The following is a 22448-nucleotide window of genomic DNA, read 5'->3' as shown; positions in this document are numbered from 1 at the left end:
TAAAGCTGTCTTTCTACCGTTTTATTTTTTTTAGATTTGAGATGGGAGATTTGAGACACTAGACAAATAGTCTGATCTCATATTTCACATCTTTAATTCATATTTCTTATTTAATCAATTTCAATACTTCGCCCGCAATAATTTCGTCGGCTTCGGGCAGTGCCATTTTACCTATATTTTCTGCGAGCACTTCACTTTGCTCTTTATTGTTTAAAAGATCGAGTGCAGTTTTTACCAGCGTATCTTCTGCAGAACGGTCGTTAATTAAAAGTGCAGCTCCGTTTTTCACCAGGGCCATTGCATTTTTGGTTTGATGATCTTCTGCCACATTTGGCGAAGGCACCAAAATCACCGGTTTTTTAATCAAACAAAGTTCGGCAATGGTTCCTGCTCCGGCCCTGCTGATGATTACATCTGCCGCGGCATAAGCCAGATCCATTTTATTTAAAAACTCGAGAATACGAACGTTAGGATGATATTCGAGTCCCAACCTTTCGATAATCCCCTGGTAATAATATTTTCCTGTTTGCCAGATCACCTGCACATCCTGCGCAAGTATTTCGGGCAAATGTTTTTCAATTGCTTTGTTCAGTGTACCTGCACCTAAACTCCCACCGGTAACCATAATGGTCTTTTTTAAGGGATCAAGTTTTAACAGCTCGGCACCTTGATAGTGTTTTCCTTTAATATCAACCACCTCTGTACGAACCGGGTTTCCTGTTTTTAAAATCCTCTCGCCAGGAAAAAACTGGTCCATACCATCAAAAGCCACACATATTTTTGATGCTTTTTTACCCAGCCATTTATTGGTTACGCCCGCATACGAATTCTGTTCCTGGATGAGGTACGGAATTCCTTTTAAAGAGGCTGCATACAATAAAGGTCCGGAAGCGTAACCACCTACCCCCACAACGGCATCGGGTTTAAAATCTTTAATGATCTGCAGGGCCCTGCGCACACTTCCAATTACTTTAAAAGGAAGGGCAAAGTTTTTCACGATCGAGCCGCGCTGCATCCCACTGATATTTAAACCGATTATTTTGTATCCGGCAGCTGGAACTTTTTCCATTTCCATGCGACCATTTGCCCCCACAAACAAGATTTCACACGCGGGCACCAAGCGCTTTAGCGCATTGGCTATGGCTACGGCGGGGAAAATGTGCCCGCCGGTGCCACCACCTGATATGATAATTTTTGGGGAATTATTCATTTTTAAAATTTATTTATTTTAATCGCAAAGAGTGCTGAGTTTTCGGCAGAGCGCACTAAGCTTTTTTTTTCACCACCGAGTGCGCTGAGTTTTTCACAGAGAACACTGAGTTGTTTTATTTTATAGCGAAAAGGTTATTTTGACCACTAAGGCACGAAGACACCAGGTTTTGATCACTTTTTAACGTTTCAACCTTTAAATCACTCAATCTTAACCCTTCCGCCTTAAGCCTTCCACCTTCAACCTCACTAAGCTATCGCGGGAATCTCTCCAACGATTATTTTATTATTTGTTTTTTCTTCTTTCGAAGTCAGTTTTGCGTTTTCTTCTACATCGCGGCTTACGCTCAAAATGATACCGAAAGCCACACTGGTAAAGATCATTGATGTACCACCCATACTCACTAATGGAAGTGGAACACCAGTTACCGGGCCCAAACCTACAGCTACGGCCATATTTGCAAAGGCCTGTATTGTGAGGCTGAAACTTAACCCTGCGGCCAGCAATGCCCCGAAGGCCTTTGGCGCCCGGGTTACGATCTTGATACATCGGTATAAAAGCACCAGGTATAGTATCATGATTACAATTCCCCCCACCGTGCCCCATTCTTCAATAATAATGGCGAAAATAAAATCGGAATACGGGTGTGGCAGGAAATTGCGCTGTGTACTATTACCTGGTCCTTTACCAAAAACACCACCAGTAGCTAAGGCAATTTTTGCCTGATCTGCCTGGAAAGTTTTGTCTGAATGTTGCATTTCGGGATGCATAAACGTATTGATACGTGACATGTATGTTTTTCTCCTTGGGCCCAAAAAGAAAACGAACAACAGCAGCACGAAGCCGCCAGCACAAACAATCGCGATCTGTTTAATACTGATCCTGCCGATAATTAACAGCAAAATACTTACACCAAACAGCATTAAAGCTGTAGATAAGTTGGCCAGTGCGATTAAAACAAACACCACACAAACCGACCCCATAATTGGTATAAATGATTCTTTTACGTTTTTAATGTTTTCCTGCTTTTTGGTGAGCATGCGCGCCAAAAAGGTAATTAATGCCAGTTTCGCTAAATCGGAAGTTTGAAATGTTAATCCGATTACAGGTATTTTAACCCACCTCGATGCATCATTTAAATTGGTACCGAAAATAAGTGTATAAAAGAGCAAGGGGATGGTTACAATCATTAAAACCTTCGAAATGCCTGCGTAATACCTATAATCGAGCAAATGGGCGATATAGATCATCCCTATACCCATCAACACGAAAATGAGGTGTTTGGTAAGCAAAAGTTTTTCTACTGCTTCGCCCTTTTTATAAGCCAGGGTTCCTGTTGCGCTATACACTGCCATTACAGATATAAGCGAAAGCAGGATGATGATCAACCAGATCCACCTGTCGCCTTTTGTTTTATCAAGTAGTGCCTGCAACATATTTTTGCCTCCTATTATAATTCTCTAACTGCCGCTTTAAACTGGTTGCCGCGGTCTTCATAATTTTTAAATAAATCGAAACTTGCACAAGCCGGCGATAATAAAACCGCATCGCCACGTTTGGCCAAATGGAAAGCAATCTGCGCTGCCTCATCTGCCGAAAAAGTATTTACGATTACGTCTACATCATCCTCAAAAGCATCATGGATACGTTTGTTATCCTTACCTAAGCATACAATGGCCTTCACCTTGCTTTTAACCAGATCTTTAAGCATGTTGTAATCGTTTCCTTTATCAACACCGCCCATAATCAGCACTACATCACTGGTCATGCTTTCTAAAGCGTACCATGTAGAATTTACATTAGTGGCTTTGCTGTCGTTAATGAAATCAATCCCCGAAATTTTGGCCACATGCTCTAACCTGTGCTCAATATTCTTGAAATTGCCCATGCTTTCGCGGATGGTTTCATTTCTTAACTCTAACACTTTCGACACGATGCCTGATGCCATAGAATTATAAATGTTGTGCTTGCCCTGTAAGGCTAAATCTGAAATCGACATGGTTAGTTCGTTATTTGGTTCTGTAAGGATATGTATTGTAGTTTCTTCTAAATAAGCTCCCGTTTCAACTTTTTTAACAGTTGAAAATGGATAGGTTTTAGCCAAAGGTTTAGTTAATGCAATGGCTTTTAAACTCTCTTCGTCATCGGCACAGTAAATGAAAACATCTGCTGCTGTCTGGTTTTGAACAATACGCATTTTTGATGCAGCATAATTCTCCAGTTTATAGTCGTAACGGTCTAAATGATCTGGTGTAATGTTTAATAAAACAGCGATATCGGCCTTAAATTTGAACATATCATCAAGCATAAAACTCGAGATTTCCAAAACATAGTATTCGTAATCTTCTGTAGCCACCTGCGCGGCAAAGCTCTGACCAATGTTGCCGGCTAGCCCCACATTTAAACCTGCATTTTTTAAAATGTGATAGGTTAATAAACTGGTAGTCGATTTTCCGTTCGAACCAGTGATACAAATGGTTTTGGCATTCGTATATCTTTTGGCGAACTCAATTTCTGAAACCACCGGAATTCCTTTAGCGATCAGTTTTTTAATGATCGGTGCGGTTGGCGGAATACCAGGACTTTTAATTACCTCGGTAGCATTTAAAATCAGTTCTTCAGTATGTTGTTCAGATTCGAATGGAACGCCCAGTTTTTCTAAAGCAGCTTTATATTTATCGGTAATTATACCATAGTCTGATACAAAAACATCAAAACCTTTTGCCTGGGCCAGTTTTGCAGCGCCCACACCACTTTCGCCAGCACCCAAAATAACCACACGGCCGTGCCCTGCCATTGCTGACGTAGTATTGCTTGATGTAGTATTATTTGTGCTCATTTTATTTTTTTAGTATCAAGTAGTAAGTATTAGTATCAAGTACTACTGCTGCTTATTAATTTTTATTTCATCATTCAAGATACCCGAGGGCACCTAATTATTATTTTTTGTCTTGGATGTAATCAACTTTACACCTTCAACCTTCCAGCCTTTTACCTTTACCTACCTTAACTTTAGTGTTACAATGGTCATAATTGCAAGCATGATTCCGATGATCCAGAAACGAGTTACAATTTTGGCTTCGTGATAACCTTTCTTTTGATAGTGGTGGTGCAAAGGCGACATCAGGAAAATCCTGCGTCCTTCGCCAAACTTCTTTTTGGTATACTTAAAGTAAGATACCTGCATAATTACCGAAACGAGTTCTACCAGGAACACGCCGCATAAAATCGGGATTAACAACTCTTTACGGATCATGATGGCAAACGAGGCAATAATCCCCCCTATGGCCAAACTTCCGGTATCGCCCATAAAAATTTGTGCCGGGTAAGAGTTATACCAAAGGAAACCCACACACGAACCCACAAATGCACCTGCAAAAATCATCAGCTCTGCAGAGTTCGGGATATACATAATATTGAGGTAATCGGCCATAATGGTATTACCGGATACATAAGCCAGAATACCAAGGGTAATTCCAATCACCGCCGAAGTTCCCGTAGCCAAACCATCAATCCCATCAGTTATATTCGCACCGTTAGATACCGCTGTAATGATAAATACCGTTACAATAAGGAAAATGAAAAAAGCATATTTCTGATAATCGCCTCCCAAAAACTTCAATACCTTCGCATAATCGAACTCGTTATTCTTATAAAAAGGCATGTTCGATTTAGTCGATTTTACATCTTGGGTGTAATAAAAAGTTTCTCCTTTCTGGCGTAATACCATCGGTACCGAAGAAGTGCTTTTTACATCATCCTGCACGGTTTCCCTTACCACAATATTGGGGTGAAAATACATGGTGCAGCCTACAATTAAACCCAAACCAACCTGACCAACAACTTTAAAACGGCCAGCCAGACCTTCTTTATTCTTTTTGAAAACCTTAATATAATCGTCTAAAAAGCCTACAGCACCCATCCAGATCGTAGTGATGATCATCAAAATCACATAGATATTGGATATGTTGGCAAATAATAAAGTTGGGATAAGGATACCCAGCAAAATGATGATACCTCCCATGGTAGGCGTACCCTGTTTCTGCATCTGGCCTTCTAAACCTAAATTCCTTACCGTTTCACCTACCTGTTTTTTATGTAAAAAATCGATCAGTCTGCGACCATACACTGTAGTGATAATCAGCGATAAAATAATGGAAACCGAAGCACGGAATGTGATGTACTGGAACAACCTCAATCCGGGGATATCGTAGTGCTTATGCAGGTATTCGAATAATAAATATAACATTAGCTGATAGGTTTTAGTTGTTCAAGTAAAATTTCTTTATCATCAAAATGGTTCCTTACACCATTAATTTCCTGGTATTTTTCGTGCCCTTTGCCTGCTACAAGAATAATATCTCCTGGTTTTGCCAAATGACAAGCAGTTTTTATAGCTTCTCTTCTATCCAAAATGGATAAGGTTTTACGCTTATTGGTCGGCGATACACCTTCTTCCATTTCACTGATGATCGTTTGCGGATCTTCGGTACGCGGATTATCTGAAGTAAGAATCACTTTATCGCTCCAATCGCAGGCCACCTGCGCCATAATGGGGCGTTTGGTTTTATCCCTGTCGCCACCACAACCAATCACGGTAATTACCTGTTCGGTTCCTTTACGGATATTGGCAATGGTGCTCAGTACATTTTGTACGGCATCCGGTGTATGCGCATAATCAACAATACCGATAATTTTATCAGCCGAAGTAATGTAATCAAACCTTCCCTCGGCACCCGATAAACGGCTGAGTAAAGTCAATACTTTTAATTTATCCTGCTCCAGCAATACTGCAGTTCCATAAACCGCTAAAAGGTTGTAAGCATTAAAAGAACCCACCAGTTTGAAGAACACATCTTCATTATCTATATCCAAATGCAGACCACTGAACTGGTTTTCGATAATTTTCGCTTTAAAATCAGCCAGTTGTTTTAACGCATAAGTTTTTTTATAGGCTTTAGTATTCTGCAGCATCACCATACCGTTTTTATCGTCGATATTGGTTAATGCAAATGCAGCTTTTGGTAAACCATCAAAAAATGCTTTCTTAGCTTTTAAATAAGCATCAAAAGTTTTATGAAAATCCAAATGATCGTGCGTGATGTTTGAAAATACGCCTCCTGCAAATGTCAATCCCTCTATACGGTGTTGCGATACGGCATGAGAACTCACTTCCATAAAACAATAATCGCAACCTGCATCAACCATTTGTCTTAAAAGCTGGTTTAATGCAATCGGATTTGGTGTAGTATGTGTTGCGATAACCACGGTATCATTGATATAATTTTCTACCGTTGATAACAGTCCGGTTTTATAGCCTAAATCTTTAAATAATTTAAAAAGAATCGTCGCAATGGTGGTTTTTCCATTTGTTCCGGTAATACCAACCAGTTTTAAATCAGCCGAAGGATTTCCGTAATAATTCCCGGCCATAATACCCAATGCCACAGAAGTATCTTCTACTTTAACATAAGTAACGGTATAATCATCGATCTCCGGCAGGTTTTCGCAGATAATTACACCCGCACCCTGTTTAATGGTTTGTTCGATAAATTGATGCCCGTCAGCAACCGTTCCAACTACAGCAAAGAAAACATCGTCCTTAACTACTTTACGCGAATCGAAATTAAGCGCATTGATTTCCCGATCAGTTTTTCCAACCAATTCTTTAATCGTTACACCGTAAAGTAAATCCTGTAATTGCATTTTTCTTATTATTTTAGTATCAAGCGGGGAGTATTTAGTATCAAGACTTAAACCTTTCTACCTTCAACCTTCCGGCCTTCTACCTTTCTCGCCTTAATTCAACTCTATTTGTACACCAACTCCCTTACCCACCTTTGTTCCGGCGATAATGGATTGGCTAATCACTTTACCAGAGCCCGAAACTTTTGTTTTTAAACCTGCATTCCCCAAAAGGTACAATGCATCTTTCAATCCCATCCCTGCTACGTTTGGCATTATGCCTTTACGTTCGTTATTTTCCTGAAAAACCGTTCCTGCGCTGGTATCTATAATATTGTAATACTCCGATTTCGAAGCAAAAAGTGGCTTAAATCCAAATGCCCTATATACTTTCTGAGTAGCTTTACTTTGTCCGGCTTTTGTTGGCGGATTACCTGTATTTCCCACTAAACGTGTTGGCATATCGTTGTACATCTGCATATCGCTGGCGTAAATGCGGTCGGCAATTTCCCTGAATACCGGTCCCGAAACTGTAGCACCATAATAAGCCCCTTTTGGATCATTGATCACAACGATCAAAGAATACTTAGGTTTATCAGCCGGGAAATATCCTACAAAAGAAGCCTGGTATTGCTTATTTGCCTTATATCCTTTATTTGCATCTGCCACCTGCGCAGTACCCGTTTTACCAGCAATCGGATATAAAGGATTATACACCACTTGTTTTCCGCTACCTTCTGTCACTACACCTTCAAGCATTTTTTTAATCTTGCTCAGGGTAACATCCGAACATATTTTATCATTGATTACCCTTGCTTTAAACTGCTCGATCGGGTTCCCTAATCTTCTGATTTCTTTAACAAAAATTGGTGCTACCATTTTACCATTGTTGGCTACAGCATTATACATGGTAAGCATCTTTAACGGCGTAAGCTGCATCTCATAACCATAAGCCATTTGAGGAAGGGTCATGTTTTTATTCCAACTTCTGTTCGTTTTAGGATTTTTAACTACCGGCATTGCCTCACCCGGAATCTGCAGTTCCATTTTTTTGTTCAGCTGCCAATCATAAAGGTGATCAGTAAACTTCATTGGATCGCTTCCGTAATGCGTATTGATCAGCTTTGCGATTGCAGCATTGGAAGAGGTTTCAAAAGCTTTTTTGGCGGTAACCGTTTCAATTTTCGGGTGCGAATCTGTGATTAGCTTACCTGGGATCTGATAATAACCTGTACCGATCATCGTATTGGTATCGATCAGTTTATCTTCTAATAGCGCCATGTAAGAAGCCAGCTTAAAAGTTGATCCCGGATCCTGGTTACCTGCAATGGCATAATTAAACTTCTCTTTATATACGCCTTCTTCTACTTTCGAAAAATTGGCCACTGCACGGATCTCGCCTGTTGCCACTTCCATCAAAATCACGGTACCATGATCGGCCTGCGATTTGATCAGCTGTTTTTCCAGGGCACTTTGCGCTAAATCCTGCATGTTTACATCGATGGTCGAAATAATATCGGCACCATCTTTTGGCGCTACTTCAGCTTCTTCGTTAACCGGGATGTAAACCCCACCTGCAATACGCTGCATCAATCTTTTTCCGGTTTCGCCGTTAATGTATTCTTTATAAGCACCTTCTAAACCTACGCCGTTTTTAACGTTTTCATTTTTATAACCAATGGTACGGGCAGCCAAAGCCTGAAAAGGAAGAATACGCTTGTTTTGCTGAACAGCAATTAAACCACCACTGAATTTACCAATGTTGTATAATGGAAAAGTCCTGATGGTTTTGAGATCAGCATAACCCACTTTACGGTGAATCAATAAATAACGTGCACTATCCTGACGGCCTTTGCGGAGATAACGGGCATATTCTTTAGCGGTTTTATCCTGAAAAAGCTGCGAAAGTTTATAACCCAGCGAATCTACTTTCTCGTTAAATACCTTATCATCAGCAATACCACCGGCAAACATATCCATACGCAGTTCGTATTCTGGTATAGAGGTAGCCAATAAACTACCATCGTTAGAATATATATTTCCACGGGTAGCCTCTACATTAACATAGCGCGTAGAAAGACTATCTGCCATAGCTTTCCATTTTTTTCCCTGTACAAACTGCACCTGACCGAGGCGTAAAAACACCGCGAAAGCAAAAAGCACAATTAAGCCAAATGCCAGATATACACGAAGCAAGATGTTTGCCCTAATATTCATCGCTTTTAACAATTATTTTTTTTGGTGGTTCAATCAGTTCTTTTATTCCAAGGGTATCAACCTTTTTGGCAACCTCTGTCAATTTACTCTTAAACATCAGGTCGGCCTTTAACGATTTATACTCCCATCGTAATTCTTTTACTTCTTTATTTAATTTATCAATGCGGCGAACATTGTTTACCGCAAAATGGCTGTTAGCAATGTATACCATTCCTAAAAGGGCCAAAAAACACAAATAAGGCAGAGCATCAGTTGCCGCCTCTTTAGTTACTAATCCATCATTAAAAAGCTTACTGATAAATGAATTGCTATCCATTTTCTCTTCAGCAGTTTTTGGCCGTTTGGGCGTAGCCTTAAGCTCTGGTTCGGGCCCAATCTCTTCTTCCTCTATCTCTTCCCTAAACCTGTTCATATCTTTTCTGCAATTCTAAGTTTCGCACTGCGGGCCCGGTTGTTTTGGGCAATTTCCTCATCAGTGGCAATAATCGCTTTGCGTGTAATTACATTAAATGGTTTTTGCTGGTTCCCAAAAAAATCCTTTTCCACTTCACCCTGAAACTTACCTTTAGCCATAAAGTTTTTTACCGGCCTGTCTTCCAATGAGTGGTAAGACATCACCACCAAATGACCACCCGGTTTTAATACCTCAGCGGCTTGTTGTAAAAAATCTTCCAGCACCTGGATTTCAGCATTCACCTCGATACGCAACGCCTGGAAAACCTGCGCCAGGTATTTATTCTCTTTTCCTTTCGGGGTATAAGCTGCAATAGCCGATTTTAAACTGTCGATATCGGTAAAAGGCTTCTCCAAACGCGAAGTAACAATGGCACGCGCCAATGACTTTGCATTTTTTACCTCACCATAAATCCCAAAGATTTTATGCAGTTTATCTTCCGTGTATGTATTTAATATTTCTGCAGCAGTTAAATCGCGGTGCTGATCCATACGCATATCGAGATCAGCGTTATGACGGATGGAAAAACCACGTTGCGGCACATCGAACTGATGCGAAGAAACACCAAGATCAGCCAGGATACCATCTACCTGCCTGAAACCTTTTAAACGGAGGTTATTTTTTAAGAAACCAAAATTCTGATCGATAAAAACAAAACGGTCATCAGCCGGGATATTGGCCTGCGCATCAGGGTCCTGATCAAAAGCAATCAGTTTGCCTTTAGGACCGAGATGTTTTAAAATTTCTTTCGAATGACCACCGCCACCAAAAGTAACATCCACATACACCCCATCAGGTTTAATATTTAAACCATCAATACAAGGTTGTAACATTACCGGAACATGGTAATTATTCGCCATCCGCGCCTCCTTTCTTATCGCCCATTACTTTTTGGGCAAGACTTGCAAAATTGGCCGGAACATCATCAAAAATATCTTCGTAAGATTTTTTATCCCACACCTCAATACGATCTAACTGACAAGCCAGCACCAGATCGCTACCGATACCCGCATACTCTACCAGCGATTTTGGCAAAAGCACACGACCGGCAGCATCAAGCGAAAGCTCGGTTGCGCCACGGGTAAAAGCCCTAACAAAGGCACGGTTTTCCTGATCGTAGATATTAAGCTTGGCAAGATCAGCCACAACGGCATCCCAAACTTGTTTTGGATAGATCACCAGGTTTTTTTCGAAACCACGGTTAATAATGAGCCCATCATTCTCGGCATTAGGCAATTGTTTCTTAAGCGCAGCAGGTACCATAAGGCGGCCCTTTGCGTCAAGTTTACAATCGAATTCTCCTAAAAGTTGGGTCATAGTGGTATCTACACTTTTTATCTAGTGTAAAAGTAAAGAGTTCTACCACTTTTTACCACTTTTTACCACAAAAAAGTTTTCCACATCTTTTTTGTTACATAAATGGCCCCACAATATACTTAGAATAAACGTATCGGCATACTTAAAAAACCATTAAACACTGATAATAAGCCTATTAAAAATTATTCAGGATAAAGTGTCACATCTGCCCATTTTCGCCCATAATTTTAAGAATTGCATCAAAAAGTCCTCATTTATAGCCTTTAAAAAGTGGGAGATTGTCCCACTTTTTCTTCAACTTTAACCAATCTCATACAAAAAGAAGAGCGTTAAGCATTTTTGATTATTCATGAATGATTACGCAAACGTTTGACCGTTTTTTTGTCTTTCTTAATCGATGGTTTATCTCTAATTTGGATTAATAACCAACTCAAAATCCATCAATGATAACCAGATTCTTAAAAATTTCTTTGGCATTAACCATGGCCGGTTCACTCTGTGATGCACAGGAAACTTATAAAGACAACCTCCTACTAAATAATGTAATCCCGAAGCCATTGTCAATAAACAGGGCCGATGGCAGGTTCGAACTTAAGCCAACCACAACATTTTATTATACCAAAGATGCCCAGGTGCCCATTGGCGTATTTACTGAACTATTAAAAGGCAGTACAGGCATTAATTTTAAAACAGCACCCCTAAAACAGGAGAAGCAAGGTATATTTTTTATCACATCTGATACACTGAATAGTTTAGGCAATGAAGGTTACCAATTAAAAATCAGCACACAATCCATTCGTGTTTATGCCAGAACAGCAGCTGGGATTTTTAATGCTACGCAAACTTTAAGACAATTATTTCCGGCAGATATTGAAACGACCATTGGTAAAAAGAAAGTAAACTGGAGCATCCCCTGTGGTGAAATTACCGACAAACCGCGTTACAGCTGGCGCGGATATATGCAGGATGTGAGCCGCACTTTTTATGGCGTAGATGTGATGAAGAAATATATGGATGTGATGGCGCTTTATAAATTAAATGTAATGCACCTCCATTTAACAGACGATCAGGGCTGGCGGATTGAGATTAAAAAATATCCGAAACTTACCTCTCCGCAAACTACGGTTTTTGACGCAAGCTCAAAACAACCTGCCGAAAGAAGCGGTTTTTATACCCAAAATCAGATCCGCGAACTGGTTAAATATGCCACAGCAAGAAATATTAAAATTATCCCTGAAATTGATGTTCCCGGACATTCGTGGCCAACTATCCTGGCCTATCCCGAACTTGGTGTAAACCAGAACCGTAAGCCCGAATATGTATTCCCGTTTTTAGATTCATGGTCGCATTGGGGCAACCAGTTCACACCAAACACTTTAGATCCAACCAATGAAAAGGTTTACAGCTTTTTAGATGATGTATTTACAGAACTGGCCGAATTATTTCCAGCCGAATATATCCACTTCGGCGGTGATGAAGTACGCCATGTGCTTTGGGAAAAGGAACCACATGTGCAGGCTTTTATGAAAGAGAAATCGTTTAAAAACACCAATGAGCTGCAAAGTTATTTTGCAAGCAGGGTGTCGGCCATTATAAAAGCAAAAGGTAAAAAACCGATTGGCTGGAATGATATTTTAAGCGATAAGAAAAACCTGACGAAAGAAACCGCGATTATGTCGTGGTTGGGCGATGAAGCCATTACAGACGCGGCTAAAAATGGTTTTTATGCAGTGGCTACTCCTACAGATCCGTTTTATTTCGACATTACGCAGGCCGACCGCAATGATGGTACAATGAGCGATCTTGCGTATGGCAATATCAATTCGGTAGAAAAAGTTTACAATTACGAACCCGAAGCGGGACTGAGCACCGAAGAAGGGAAATTTGTATTGGGTGTGCAGGGCAACCAGTGGACGGCAATTACCCAGGAACTGAAAGACATGAACGTTCAGAATTTTCCGAGGCTTTTGGCGCTTGCGGAAATAGGCTGGATACCAAAGGACAATCGTAATTTCGACAATTTCAAAGATCGTTTGCTTATTAACCGGAACCGTTTAGAAGCACTAAAAATAGATTATTACAAACCCGGCGGATATATTACGGGTAAATGGAAACCAGAACAACTGGCTAATGATTACCAGAACATAGAATGGGATGTAACCAAAAAAACTTACGCCAACGGACGTATCATTGCTGGTTTTTACTATACCAATGGTGCCAATTTTATGGAGATCAGAAAAGTTGAGCTGTTAGAAAACGGAAAAGTTGTGGCACAAGATGAGCATAATGGAATTGCGGATAAATTTAGGGGAACACATAAAACGAAAAGCTTTTTATACCATTTACAATTGAATAACTATAACCCGAAAGCAAAATATACCTTACGGGCAAGCGTAAAAGGCATTAACGGAACAGATAGTAACGGAAATTTCACTTATAATTTAAGCCCTTACGATCGGTTGAATGGGATTGAGCCGAGGTAGAATTAAAGTCATTAAGGACGAAATGCAACTTGCACCTATTTTACATCAGTAACTTTGTAAGGAGATCCACATCGAGGTAGATCTCTCCATTCCACTTCGTTTCAGTCGAGATGACGACCCTTTGGGACATTATCACTTCCGGGCGATTCAATAAACTTAACGCAAAATAGACATCAACTTATTTAGACTTATTAAATATAATTTGCATCAATGCATATAAAACGATTTCTTTGTAGTATAATACCCTGCAAATTAAGATAGCGGTTAACTGCGCTCCAAAATGAAATCGGACACTAATTCTAAAAGTTTAAACTGGGCAAAACATCAGAAAAGATGGTTTGGCAAATGGCATTTATATATTGGCATTATTGCCGGGGCAATTGTAGCTTTTATTGGTCTTACGGGAAGCATTCTTGTTTTTCAGGATGAAATTGACCGGGCTCTGAATCCGCAACTCTTTGAAGTGGTGGCCCAGAGACAAAAGATGCCTGTTGAGGAGATTGTGCCCTTGATCAAAAAGAATAATCCACAGTTAAAAATAGATTACCTGTTTCTCGGTGAGGTGAAAAACCCCAACGAGGCATATAGTATCACCAATTTAAAAACAAACGAACAAACTTTTATCAATCCATATAATGGAAAAATAAGTGGGAAAAGAATTTATAGCAGTTCTTTTATCCGCGTAGTGACCGAACTGCACCGAACTTTGCTTATTCCCGTTGCAGGCCGTTACATCTGCGGTTTGGCATCACTTTGCCTGTTAATTTTAACCATTTCGGGCCTGCGTTTATGGATCCCAAAGAAATGGAAACAGCTAAAATCGGTGCTTACGGTAAGGTTTAGTGGTTCGTTTAAAAGACAGAATTACGACTGGCATAACTCATTGGGCTTTTACTCCTCTCCCATTGTGGCCATATTAAGTTTAACCGGCTTTTCCATTACTTTTTCTACATTGGTTATCCCCTTTCTGTTTTTACTGAGCGGGAAATCGCCACAGGGCGTTGCAAAATTATTAGGAGCTAAATCGGCATGGCATGCACAAGCTGTTCCGCTGCCCCTAAAAGACATTGCTGCCGCAGCAAAAGAGAAAATGCCAAATGCCTATATTGGTGGTATTGCCTTCCCTGCAGATAAAATGGGAACTTATCGCCTCGATATGGTAAGCGGAAACCTGCCAAGGGTTGGAAAAAGGGAAATGTTGATTGTAGATCAATATACAGGTAAAACACTGCTTAATAGCCGCAAGGATTTTCCAAACGTAGGCAATGCTTACCTCAGCTGGCTAACCCCCATCCATTACGGCAGCTTTGGAGGCAGGCCAACACAGGTAATCGCCATCATTGCCGGCTTAATTCCTCTGGCATTATTTATCACCGGTTTTATTATCTGGTGGCCACGTTATAAAAAACAGAAAAAGGGAAAAAAGAAGCAACTGGTATTGGATGGGCAACCAGAAATTCCTGTAGCTGAAAAAGAACTAAAACCAGCTAAAATTACACCACCATTGCCTAAACTGGGAAGGTATTTTGTTATACAGTTTAAATCGGGTTTTAAATATGCCGGAATAATTCTTGCGGTCAGTTTTATAATGGGGGCATTATACGGACTTCCATCGGGTATTGTGATACAACCGGCCATTTTTGTAGTGGCATTTGGTTGTGTAATGGTCTGCCTGAATTTTATATGTGCTTTATTATCTGAAATATTTAATATTCTGTTTTTACTTCCTTTTAGAAAGGGCAGCCACAAAGTGACCAGGTATTTTGCATTATCAACCGCCTTTTTGGTTTGCTATTTAGCTGTTTACATGCTGCTGTTGAATACAGGCTTTAAAGTTTTTTAGTTTGGAGTTCAGGTGTCAGATGTTACCACCTGACACCAAGGTTCAATTCGATTATTTCGAGGGAGTAATCACAATTTTTCTGAATTCGATAGGCGCATGATCCCCCTGAAGGTAAATCGGGCCAGGTTCGCTTTCATTACTATCCAATGCACCTCCGGTTATACCCGGGATTTCCTGGTTACTGATAATGGTTTTACCATTGGCTACCACGGTTACCAAACGGCCAATTAGGGTAATATCATAAGTTTGCCATTCATCCGGACCTAAAGTTACCATTTCGTTTGGAGTTAAAAACCCATAAACGCCACCGAACAACACGCTGTTGGGGTGTGCATCTTTTGGGCTGTCTTCAATCTGCACTTCATAACGGCCTCTTAAATAGATCCCGCTGTTTCCTCCTTTTGTATATTTAAATTCAACATGAAGTTTAAAATCATTATACTTTTGGTCAGTAACCAGGTTTGATCCGGGTTTTGGGCTGGTTAAAATACCATTTTTAACGATCCATTGGTTTTGTCCGCTGGCTTTCCAACCCGAAAGATCTTTGCCATTAAAAAGATTAACCGGCTTGTCCCATGTTGTTGCAGCTGTTCTTTTTAGATAAGGTGCCTTAATACCTTTCCAGCTGTATTGTTTACCATTGCATTCGGTCATGGTGCCCTGGATACCGCCATCTGTTAAACTTCCCTCCATAATAAGATTTGCTGTACCGCTTTCCCATTGTGGCGGAATTTCAAATTTAAATTTACCGTCAGTAAATTTTACTTCAGAAACCGGACGTGCACTTCCGGCAGTAGATACAAAATAGCCTACCAATGTTTTTACGCCAGAAAGTTTAACTTCCAGCCAGGCGGGTGCTGGTTTTCCATTTATATCGACTGTGATGTCCCATCGGCCGATCAGGTCCTTAGGCTCAACTGGCAGGATGTAATCAGTTTTTGACATTGTTGCTGCAAATGTTTTTTCAGTTATACCGGCTATCAGCAAACAGCTCAGGCATAACAAAAAGGCTTTTTTTCTCATAGGTTTAATTATTTATTGGTAGTTCATTGTTTTTAAACCATAGCAATTATTAATTTAATGCCTGGTAATGTGAAGAAAGGTAAAACTTATTTTGCTCAGGTGCAAGTATCCTGCAAGATGGGTAACCGGGAATTTAACAAACAAAAAAGCCCTTACAGAATTTGATCTGCAAGGGCTCTTAATATCAGGATTGCCGATTAGCCGTTAATCGCTTTAACACCCGGTAATTCTTTACCTTCCATATATTCGAGTAAAGCACCACCACCTGTAGAAACGTAGCTTACTTCATCTTCTAAACCGAATTTAGCAATCGCAGCGGCCGAATCGCCACCACCGATTAATGAAAATGCACCGTTATCTTTGGTGGCTGCTACAACTGCATCAGCAACTGCCTTGGTACCTACCTGGAAGCTTTCCATTTCGAAAACACCCATCGGACCGTTCCACAATAAAGTTTTAGAGTTTTTAATTACATCCTGAAATAAAGCAACAGATTTAGGGCCGATATCAAGTCCCATCCAATCTGCAGGAATCTGACCAGAAGTAACGTCTTTTTTATCTGCATCGTTTGCAAAACGATCTGCAATTACGGTATCAACAGGCAAAATCAGGTTTACACCTTTGGCTTTTGCTTTTTCAATCAGTTCTAAAGAAAGTTCCTGTTTATCTGCCTCTAATAATGAAGTACCGATTTCACCGCCCTGTGCTTTGGCAAAAGTATAAGCCATACCGCCACCAATAATCAGGTTATCAACTTTTTCTAATAATTTCTCGATCAAAAGAATTTTATCAGATACTTTTGCACCACCCATAATGGCCGTAAAAGGTCTTTCTGCGTGGTTCAGAATTTTCTCTGCATTTTCTACTTCTGAAGCCATTAAATAACCGAAGTATTTTGCGTTCGGGAAAAACTGTGCAATAATTGAAGTTGACGCATGCGCACGGTGTGCTGTACCGAAGGCGTCGTTTACGTAAACATCACCTAATTTTGATAATTTTTCGGCAAAGGCAACATCCCCTTTTTCTTCTTCTTTGTAGAAACGAAGGTTCTCTAACAATAAGATTTCGCCCGGTTTTAAATCTGCAGCTTGTTTTACTGCACTTTCGCCGATACAATCATCAGCAAATTTTACTTCAACACCTGTTAAAGCAGATAAATCGGTTAAAATATGTTTTAGAGAATATTTATCAGTTGGTCCATCTTTCGGACGGCCCAGGTGCGACATTAAAATAACTGAACCCCCATCTTTTAAGATTTTAGAAATGGTTGGTAAGGCAGCCCTGATTCTTTTATCGTCGGTAATTTTAAATTCATCATCCAAAGGCACGTTAAAATCAACCCTGATCAGGGCTTTTTTGTCTTTAAAGTCGAACTGGTCAATAGTATTCATGTTAATTATTTTGATTTTAAGTTTAATTTCATTTCATAATGGAAACCGATCCCGGGGATATCGAATTCGGGCGATTCGGTTGTAAAGCCGATTTTTTTATAAAAAGCTGCTGCCGTTGAACGGGCATTGCACCATAAATAATCAGTATTGTATTCTTTCAGGTAATCGATGGCAAAAGTAACTAAAGCAGCGCCGTAACCTTGTCCTCCGGCATCAGGATGTGTAGCCATGCCACGAAGCTGGTAACCTTCTCCTTCTTCAGGGAAAAAATCATTTCGCATAAATGTGGCAATAGATTTTATTTCGTCATCTTTTAAAAAACCAAGGTGAAAGGTATCATAAGCCAGGTCGCCATCAAAAACACATTCGCTGAATGGTTTGCCATTGCGTAAAACCAGGCTTCTTAAAGGTAGAACTTCTTCCGGAAGAATAAATTTGACCATATTTTAATTATCATGGGCCAATATCCAAATCAGGATATGGCTATTGCATGCACCGCAAACGTTTGCAAAGTTAATAAAGCAATTGAAACACGATAATAATAATGATTATAAAGTGCTAACATTTTGAGGACAAATGCTTTAAAAACACTACTTATCCCCAAGTTTTGGGAGCGCTTGCCACCAGGCCAGCAAGCTATTTTTCAGTTCTTTAGTTTTTTCAGGTTCGCTTGCTGCCAAATTATTGGTTTCTTTTTTATCGTTAATGATGTTATATAGCTGAATATTGCTGCCATTGCTGTTCATCAACAGTTTCCATTCACCCGAGCGGACAGCCAGATTAGGGCTTTTATCAACGGGCCTCGGATACTTAAAGGCAATATCATTGCGCCCATATTCCCAGAACATCACTTTGTTTCTGGCCGTAGGGCTTCCTGTAAAAACCAAACTCCTGTCTATTCCGTCGCCTTTGTAATTATTGGGTAGCGCTACACCTGCCATTTTAGCAAGCGATGGCAAAAGATCCAGTGCATTTACAACCGATGTGTTATCAGTTTTATCTTGTCCGATGTGGCCTGGCCAACTAATGATAAAGGGCATCCGGGTGCCGCCCTCATAAAGCGAAAGCTTTGATCCCCTGAGTCCTTCGGCCCTGCTGCCTCTAAAACTGGGCAAAGGTCCGTTATCACTTGTAAAAATAATGATGGTGTTTTTATCTGCCCCCATCTGCTTTAGTCCATCTAATAAACGTCCTATCTGAACATCATATTCTTGTAATACCAGTTTAAAAGCAGCTTCTTCTTCCGGATTCATCGGAAATTTACCTGTATATTCATTTTCTGTGCGCGGTACCCATGGCGTATGCACATCATCCGGCCAGAGATTTACGAAGCAGGGCTTATCTTGATGCTGTTTAAAAAAATCGAGGGTTTTATCTACAAAATATTTTGTCCGGTCCCAACGTTTAATGCTATCCTTGTCAGACCATATCCAGTTGGTGGCCGTAATCGCCGGATCAGGATCCGGACTTTCGTAGGTACTTGCGTGCGCATCGAAACCATACTGTTCAAATCCGGGTGCATTTTTAACATCCCGTCCGCCACCTACATGCCACTTACCAAAGTGACCTGTTGCATAACCTGCAGCTTTAAAAAATTTTGCCATGGTAGGTGCAGCCGGGTCGAGAAAATCAGCCTGCTGTGCTTCTTTATTATGCTTTTTGTTATCCAGATAGGTGCTGAAATTCCATCTTGCCGGGTACATACCCGTAAGCATACCTGCACGCGATGGGGAACAAATTGGCGCGGCGCTATAATATTGCGTTAATTTTAAACCGTTTTTTGCAATCCTGTCTATATTGGGTGTGGGTACAAATCTGCCACCAAATGCGCCAACATCGCTAAATCCCATATCATCGGTAAGGATGATGATGATATTAGGAGGCCTTTTCGCCATTACTTTTTTCTTTTGGGCATTTGCGGTTAAACATGCCGTTAAGATTAAAAGGCTCAGGCCTGAAAATATGGTAAACCTATTCATATACTATTAATCGAAATATCCATTGCCTGCCATACTTGTTATTTATACTACCAAATTTATAGATTTAACATCTACCTTATTGTAATGAATTGGATAGGTAAACCATATTCAAATGAGTGCTATGAAATTTTAAACAGATTAGCAGATTTATTGTTCAATAGGTATTAGCCTGTAACATCAATCATGAAAGAAGAAAATATAAAAACAGCAGCAAGAATATTATTGGGTGCGGGCCTAATTGCCGCGGGGATTGGCCATTTAACTTTTGCCCGAAAAGCTTTCCAGGCGCAGGTACCCAATTGGGTTCCGCTCAAAAAAGATGACACTGTTGTTTACTCCGGTTTAGTTGAGATTGCATTGGGTGCAGCATTAATCATTACACCAAAAAAACACGAAGCTTTGGTGGGCAAAATTGCTGCAGGTTTATTTGTTAGCGTATTTCCGGGCAATGTGGCGCAATTTACCCACAAACGCAGCGCATTCGGACTTGACACAGATGGTAAACGCTTTTTACGCCTCTTTTTTCAACCCGTATTAGTTTACTGGGCATTAAAATCGACTGAAAAATCTAAAATTAATCATTAGAAAGCGCTTCTATTTTTCTTACCACATCAATTAAACGGCTGCTATAACCATATTCGTTATCGTACCAGCCTACTACTTTAACCAGATCGCCAACAATTGAGGTTAACAACGAGTCGAATATGCACGAATGTGGATTATCGATAATATCAATAGAAACAATCGGGTCTTCGGTATACTCAATGAGGTTTTTAAGATCGTTTTCGGCAGCCGCTTTAAAAGCAGCATTAATTTCTTCGATGGTTGTTTTCTTTTTTAACAGGCAGGTAAAATCGGTAAGCGATCCGTTTAAAACCGGAACCCTGATCCCTGCTCCACCTAAACGGCCATCGAGCTCAGGAAAAATATGTGTTATTGCCTTGGCAGCACCAGTTGTAGTGGGAATAATGGATGAGGATGCCGCCCTTGCCCTGCGCAAATCTTTATGGTTGGCATCGTGCAGGTTCTGATCGCCCGTCATAGAGTGGATAGTTGTAATATAACCTTCTTCAACCCCCCAGTTATCGTTCAGGATCTTAATCATTGGCGCAATGTTGTTGGTAGTACAGCTTGCATTTGACAAAATCGGGCTTTTCAGGTCGATCTGATCATCGTTAACACCTAATACCACCATGGGGATATCGTCTGCTGCTGGCGCAGAAATAAGCACTTGTTTTGCACCCGAAGTAATGTGTTTTTCGGCTGCTTCTCTGGTTAGGTTTTTACCGGTACAATCAACCACTACATCAACCCTCAGGGCCGACCATGGTAATTGATCTGCGTCTTTAATCGCAAATACCGGGATAGAAAGTTCGTCGATAACCAGCGCATCGGGTTTAGCCGAAACCCCGCCTGCATATACACCATGTACGGTATCGTACTTAAATAAATGGGCCATCGTTTTTGCATCTGCCAGATCGTTAATGGCCACCACTTCAAAGCCCTCAGCCAATGCCAAACGTAAAAATGTTCTTCCTATTCTACCAAAACCATTTATTGCCAGCCTCATTGTATATAAAAATTAGAGCGCAAAATTAGTATTTATTTATGAAAGCAGAGCGCTTATGGTATAAGATGGAAAAGGCATGATAAAACTGCATTTAAACGCTGAATCAAGCTTAAAAATCCAATTTTATTGTCTTTTTGATTTCCTTCGCAGGGCAAGCGTAAGGGTGCTGTTAAAAATGATGCAGATGCCGATAATAAGCAAAATCAACACAAAATTACCCATTTCCTGAAGCACAATGGTAGCAGCCAAAATCAGTAAGTTAAAACCCAATGTGGCAACAACAATCCATCCTGGTGTTAAACCGATCCTTTCTAAACGGTGGTGAATATGGTTCCGGTCGCCTCTAAACGGCGAACCACCTTTTAATATCCTTACCGTAAAAACCCTTAACGAATCGAATATGGGTACAATTAAAATCGATACTGCAATTGCCGGAGCTGAATAAAAAGCCGGATGATTATTACCGGTAAACTTATTAAGCTCTATAAATTTAATCGCCAGTGCTGCAGAAATCAGGCCTATGATTAAAGCGCCGGTATCGCCCATAAATATTTTGGCAGGAAACCAGTTGTATTTCAAAAATCCGCCAATAGCTCCTGCCAATGCAAAAGCAATAAATGCGTAGGGAATCTGTCCCATCAGCGAAAAAAGTACCCCAAAAGTTAAACTGGTAAAAATACCTACCCCTCCAGCCAATCCATCTATACCATCGATCAGATTAAATGCATTGTTCAAAAAAATAATCAGTGCGATAGAAAACAGCCCTCCCCATAATGGTACCATGTTACCAAGGCCTAGTACACCATATAAGCTGGTTAAACGGAAAGCACCAAAAAAAACAAGAATAAAGGCCACAATAATCTGCAGGATAAACTTGGTACTGGTATTGGTACCATAAACATCATCTTTTAAACCCAGCGCAGCCAGGATCATACAGGATGCGATCACAAAATTGGCTTCACTAAAGTTGATGATGGATGAAAATAACAATATACTGATGGTAAAACTGCCCACAATGGCTAAACCACCTAGCCTGGAGATGTTGCGTTTATGATTTTTTCGGTATAGATCGCTCTTATCAAAAAGTCCGTATTTTAAAGAAGTAAATATTATACTGGGAATACTGATAATCACCATAGAAAAAGCCAAAACAAAAATGGCGATATAAAAATAGATGGGATTGGTATGAAGGATTCGTTCTAACACGGTTTTCTTTGGACTTATAGCAAATATAGCTATACTAAAATAAACTAAAGGAAGGGCAACAAATGTTTAA

The 22448-nt window shown here is 40.3% G+C and carries 18 protein-coding genes; 3 read left to right on the top strand and 15 right to left on the bottom strand.

The window, feature by feature from the left end; translation table 11 throughout:
- Window positions 1-106: 106 nt before the first annotated feature.
- From murG to mraZ, 9 genes are all read right to left on the bottom strand, one after another.
- Window positions 107-1210, bottom strand: a complete 1104-nt coding sequence (murG, locus tag DRW42_RS06260; protein ID WP_113947969.1) for an undecaprenyldiphospho-muramoylpentapeptide beta-N-acetylglucosaminyltransferase — start codon at window positions 1208-1210, stop codon at window positions 107-109.
- A gap of 248 nt (window positions 1211-1458) precedes the next feature.
- Entirely contained in the window at window positions 1459-2646 is a 1188-nt protein-coding gene (locus DRW42_RS06255) for an FtsW/RodA/SpoVE family cell cycle protein (protein ID WP_208643514.1), read from the bottom strand.
- Window positions 2647-2660: 14 nt separating this feature from the next.
- Complete coding sequence (murD, locus tag DRW42_RS06250) at window positions 2661-4049, bottom strand: UDP-N-acetylmuramoyl-L-alanine--D-glutamate ligase (RefSeq protein WP_113947968.1); 1389 nt, start codon at window positions 4047-4049, stop codon at window positions 2661-2663.
- A 162-nt stretch (window positions 4050-4211) separates the two neighbouring features.
- Window positions 4212-5459 (bottom strand): phospho-N-acetylmuramoyl-pentapeptide-transferase, encoded by a 1248-nt coding sequence (gene mraY, locus DRW42_RS06245; RefSeq protein ID WP_113947967.1) that lies wholly within the window; start codon window positions 5457-5459, stop codon window positions 4212-4214.
- Complete coding sequence (locus DRW42_RS06240) at window positions 5459-6916, bottom strand: UDP-N-acetylmuramoyl-L-alanyl-D-glutamate--2,6-diaminopimelate ligase (RefSeq protein ID WP_113947966.1); 1458 nt, start codon at window positions 6914-6916, stop codon at window positions 5459-5461. The genes mraY and DRW42_RS06240 overlap by 1 nt, the downstream gene beginning before the upstream one ends.
- Before the next feature lie 93 nt (window positions 6917-7009).
- Window positions 7010-9112 (bottom strand): penicillin-binding protein, encoded by a 2103-nt coding sequence (locus DRW42_RS06235; RefSeq protein ID WP_113947965.1) that lies wholly within the window; start codon window positions 9110-9112, stop codon window positions 7010-7012.
- On the bottom strand, window positions 9102-9524 hold the full coding sequence (locus DRW42_RS06230; RefSeq protein WP_113947964.1) for an FtsL-like putative cell division protein: 423 nt from the start codon (window positions 9522-9524) through the stop codon (window positions 9102-9104). Before DRW42_RS06230 ends, DRW42_RS06235 begins: the two co-directional genes overlap by 11 nt.
- Window positions 9521-10426, bottom strand: coding sequence for a 16S rRNA (cytosine(1402)-N(4))-methyltransferase RsmH (gene rsmH, locus DRW42_RS06225; protein WP_113947963.1), 906 nt, complete (start codon window positions 10424-10426; stop codon window positions 9521-9523). Before rsmH ends, DRW42_RS06230 begins: the two co-directional genes overlap by 4 nt.
- Window positions 10416-10883 carry a division/cell wall cluster transcriptional repressor MraZ gene (mraZ, locus tag DRW42_RS06220; RefSeq protein WP_025144486.1) on the bottom strand — a complete coding sequence of 156 codons (468 nt, stop codon included), beginning with the start codon at window positions 10881-10883 and terminating at the stop codon, window positions 10416-10418. The genes rsmH and mraZ overlap by 11 nt, the downstream gene beginning before the upstream one ends.
- A 443-nt stretch (window positions 10884-11326) precedes the next feature.
- On the opposite strand from mraZ, the gene DRW42_RS06215 reads away from it, so the two are divergent.
- Window positions 11327-13366 carry a beta-N-acetylhexosaminidase gene (locus DRW42_RS06215; protein ID WP_208643513.1) on the top strand — a complete coding sequence of 680 codons (2040 nt, stop codon included), beginning with the start codon at window positions 11327-11329 and terminating at the stop codon, window positions 13364-13366.
- 280 nt (window positions 13367-13646) lie between these two features.
- Complete coding sequence (locus tag DRW42_RS06210; RefSeq protein ID WP_113947962.1) at window positions 13647-15209, top strand: PepSY-associated TM helix domain-containing protein; 1563 nt, start codon at window positions 13647-13649, stop codon at window positions 15207-15209.
- Window positions 15210-15260: 51 nt separating this feature from the next.
- Here the strand turns inward: DRW42_RS06210 and DRW42_RS06205 are convergent, their stop codons facing one another.
- The 4 genes from DRW42_RS06205 to DRW42_RS06190 form a co-directional block, all read right to left on the bottom strand.
- Window positions 15261-16232, bottom strand: coding sequence for a 3-keto-disaccharide hydrolase (locus tag DRW42_RS06205; RefSeq protein WP_113947961.1), 972 nt, complete (start codon window positions 16230-16232; stop codon window positions 15261-15263).
- A 197-nt stretch (window positions 16233-16429) separates the two neighbouring features.
- Complete coding sequence (locus DRW42_RS06200) at window positions 16430-17623, bottom strand: phosphoglycerate kinase (RefSeq protein WP_113947960.1); 1194 nt, start codon at window positions 17621-17623, stop codon at window positions 16430-16432.
- Between the two features lie 5 nt (window positions 17624-17628).
- Window positions 17629-18066 (bottom strand): GNAT family N-acetyltransferase, encoded by a 438-nt coding sequence (locus DRW42_RS06195; protein WP_113947959.1) that lies wholly within the window; start codon window positions 18064-18066, stop codon window positions 17629-17631.
- A 147-nt stretch (window positions 18067-18213) separates the two neighbouring features.
- Complete coding sequence (locus tag DRW42_RS06190) at window positions 18214-19602, bottom strand: sulfatase-like hydrolase/transferase (protein WP_113947958.1); 1389 nt, start codon at window positions 19600-19602, stop codon at window positions 18214-18216.
- A gap of 183 nt (window positions 19603-19785) precedes the next feature.
- Between DRW42_RS06190 and DRW42_RS06185 the strand changes: the two genes are divergently transcribed.
- Entirely contained in the window at window positions 19786-20187 is a 402-nt protein-coding gene (locus DRW42_RS06185; protein WP_113947957.1) for a DoxX family protein, read from the top strand.
- Here DRW42_RS06185 and gap read toward each other — a convergent pair.
- Together gap and DRW42_RS06175 are read right to left on the bottom strand one after the other, a co-directional pair.
- Entirely contained in the window at window positions 20177-21172 is a 996-nt protein-coding gene (gene gap / locus DRW42_RS06180) for a type I glyceraldehyde-3-phosphate dehydrogenase (protein ID WP_113947956.1), read from the bottom strand. The two genes, DRW42_RS06185 and gap, sit on opposite strands and share 11 nt — an antisense overlap.
- Before the next feature lie 123 nt (window positions 21173-21295).
- A complete protein-coding gene (locus DRW42_RS06175) occupies window positions 21296-22378 on the bottom strand; it encodes an MraY family glycosyltransferase (RefSeq protein ID WP_244215209.1) in 1083 nt (360 codons plus the stop codon).
- Between the last annotated feature and the right edge of the window lie 70 nt (window positions 22379-22448).

The organism is Pedobacter miscanthi (assembly GCF_003315595.1).
Taxonomy (GTDB): domain Bacteria; phylum Bacteroidota; class Bacteroidia; order Sphingobacteriales; family Sphingobacteriaceae; genus Pedobacter; species Pedobacter miscanthi.
Note: the sequence above shows the minus strand (reverse complement) of the source record. Positions and strands in the feature narration are given on the sequence as shown.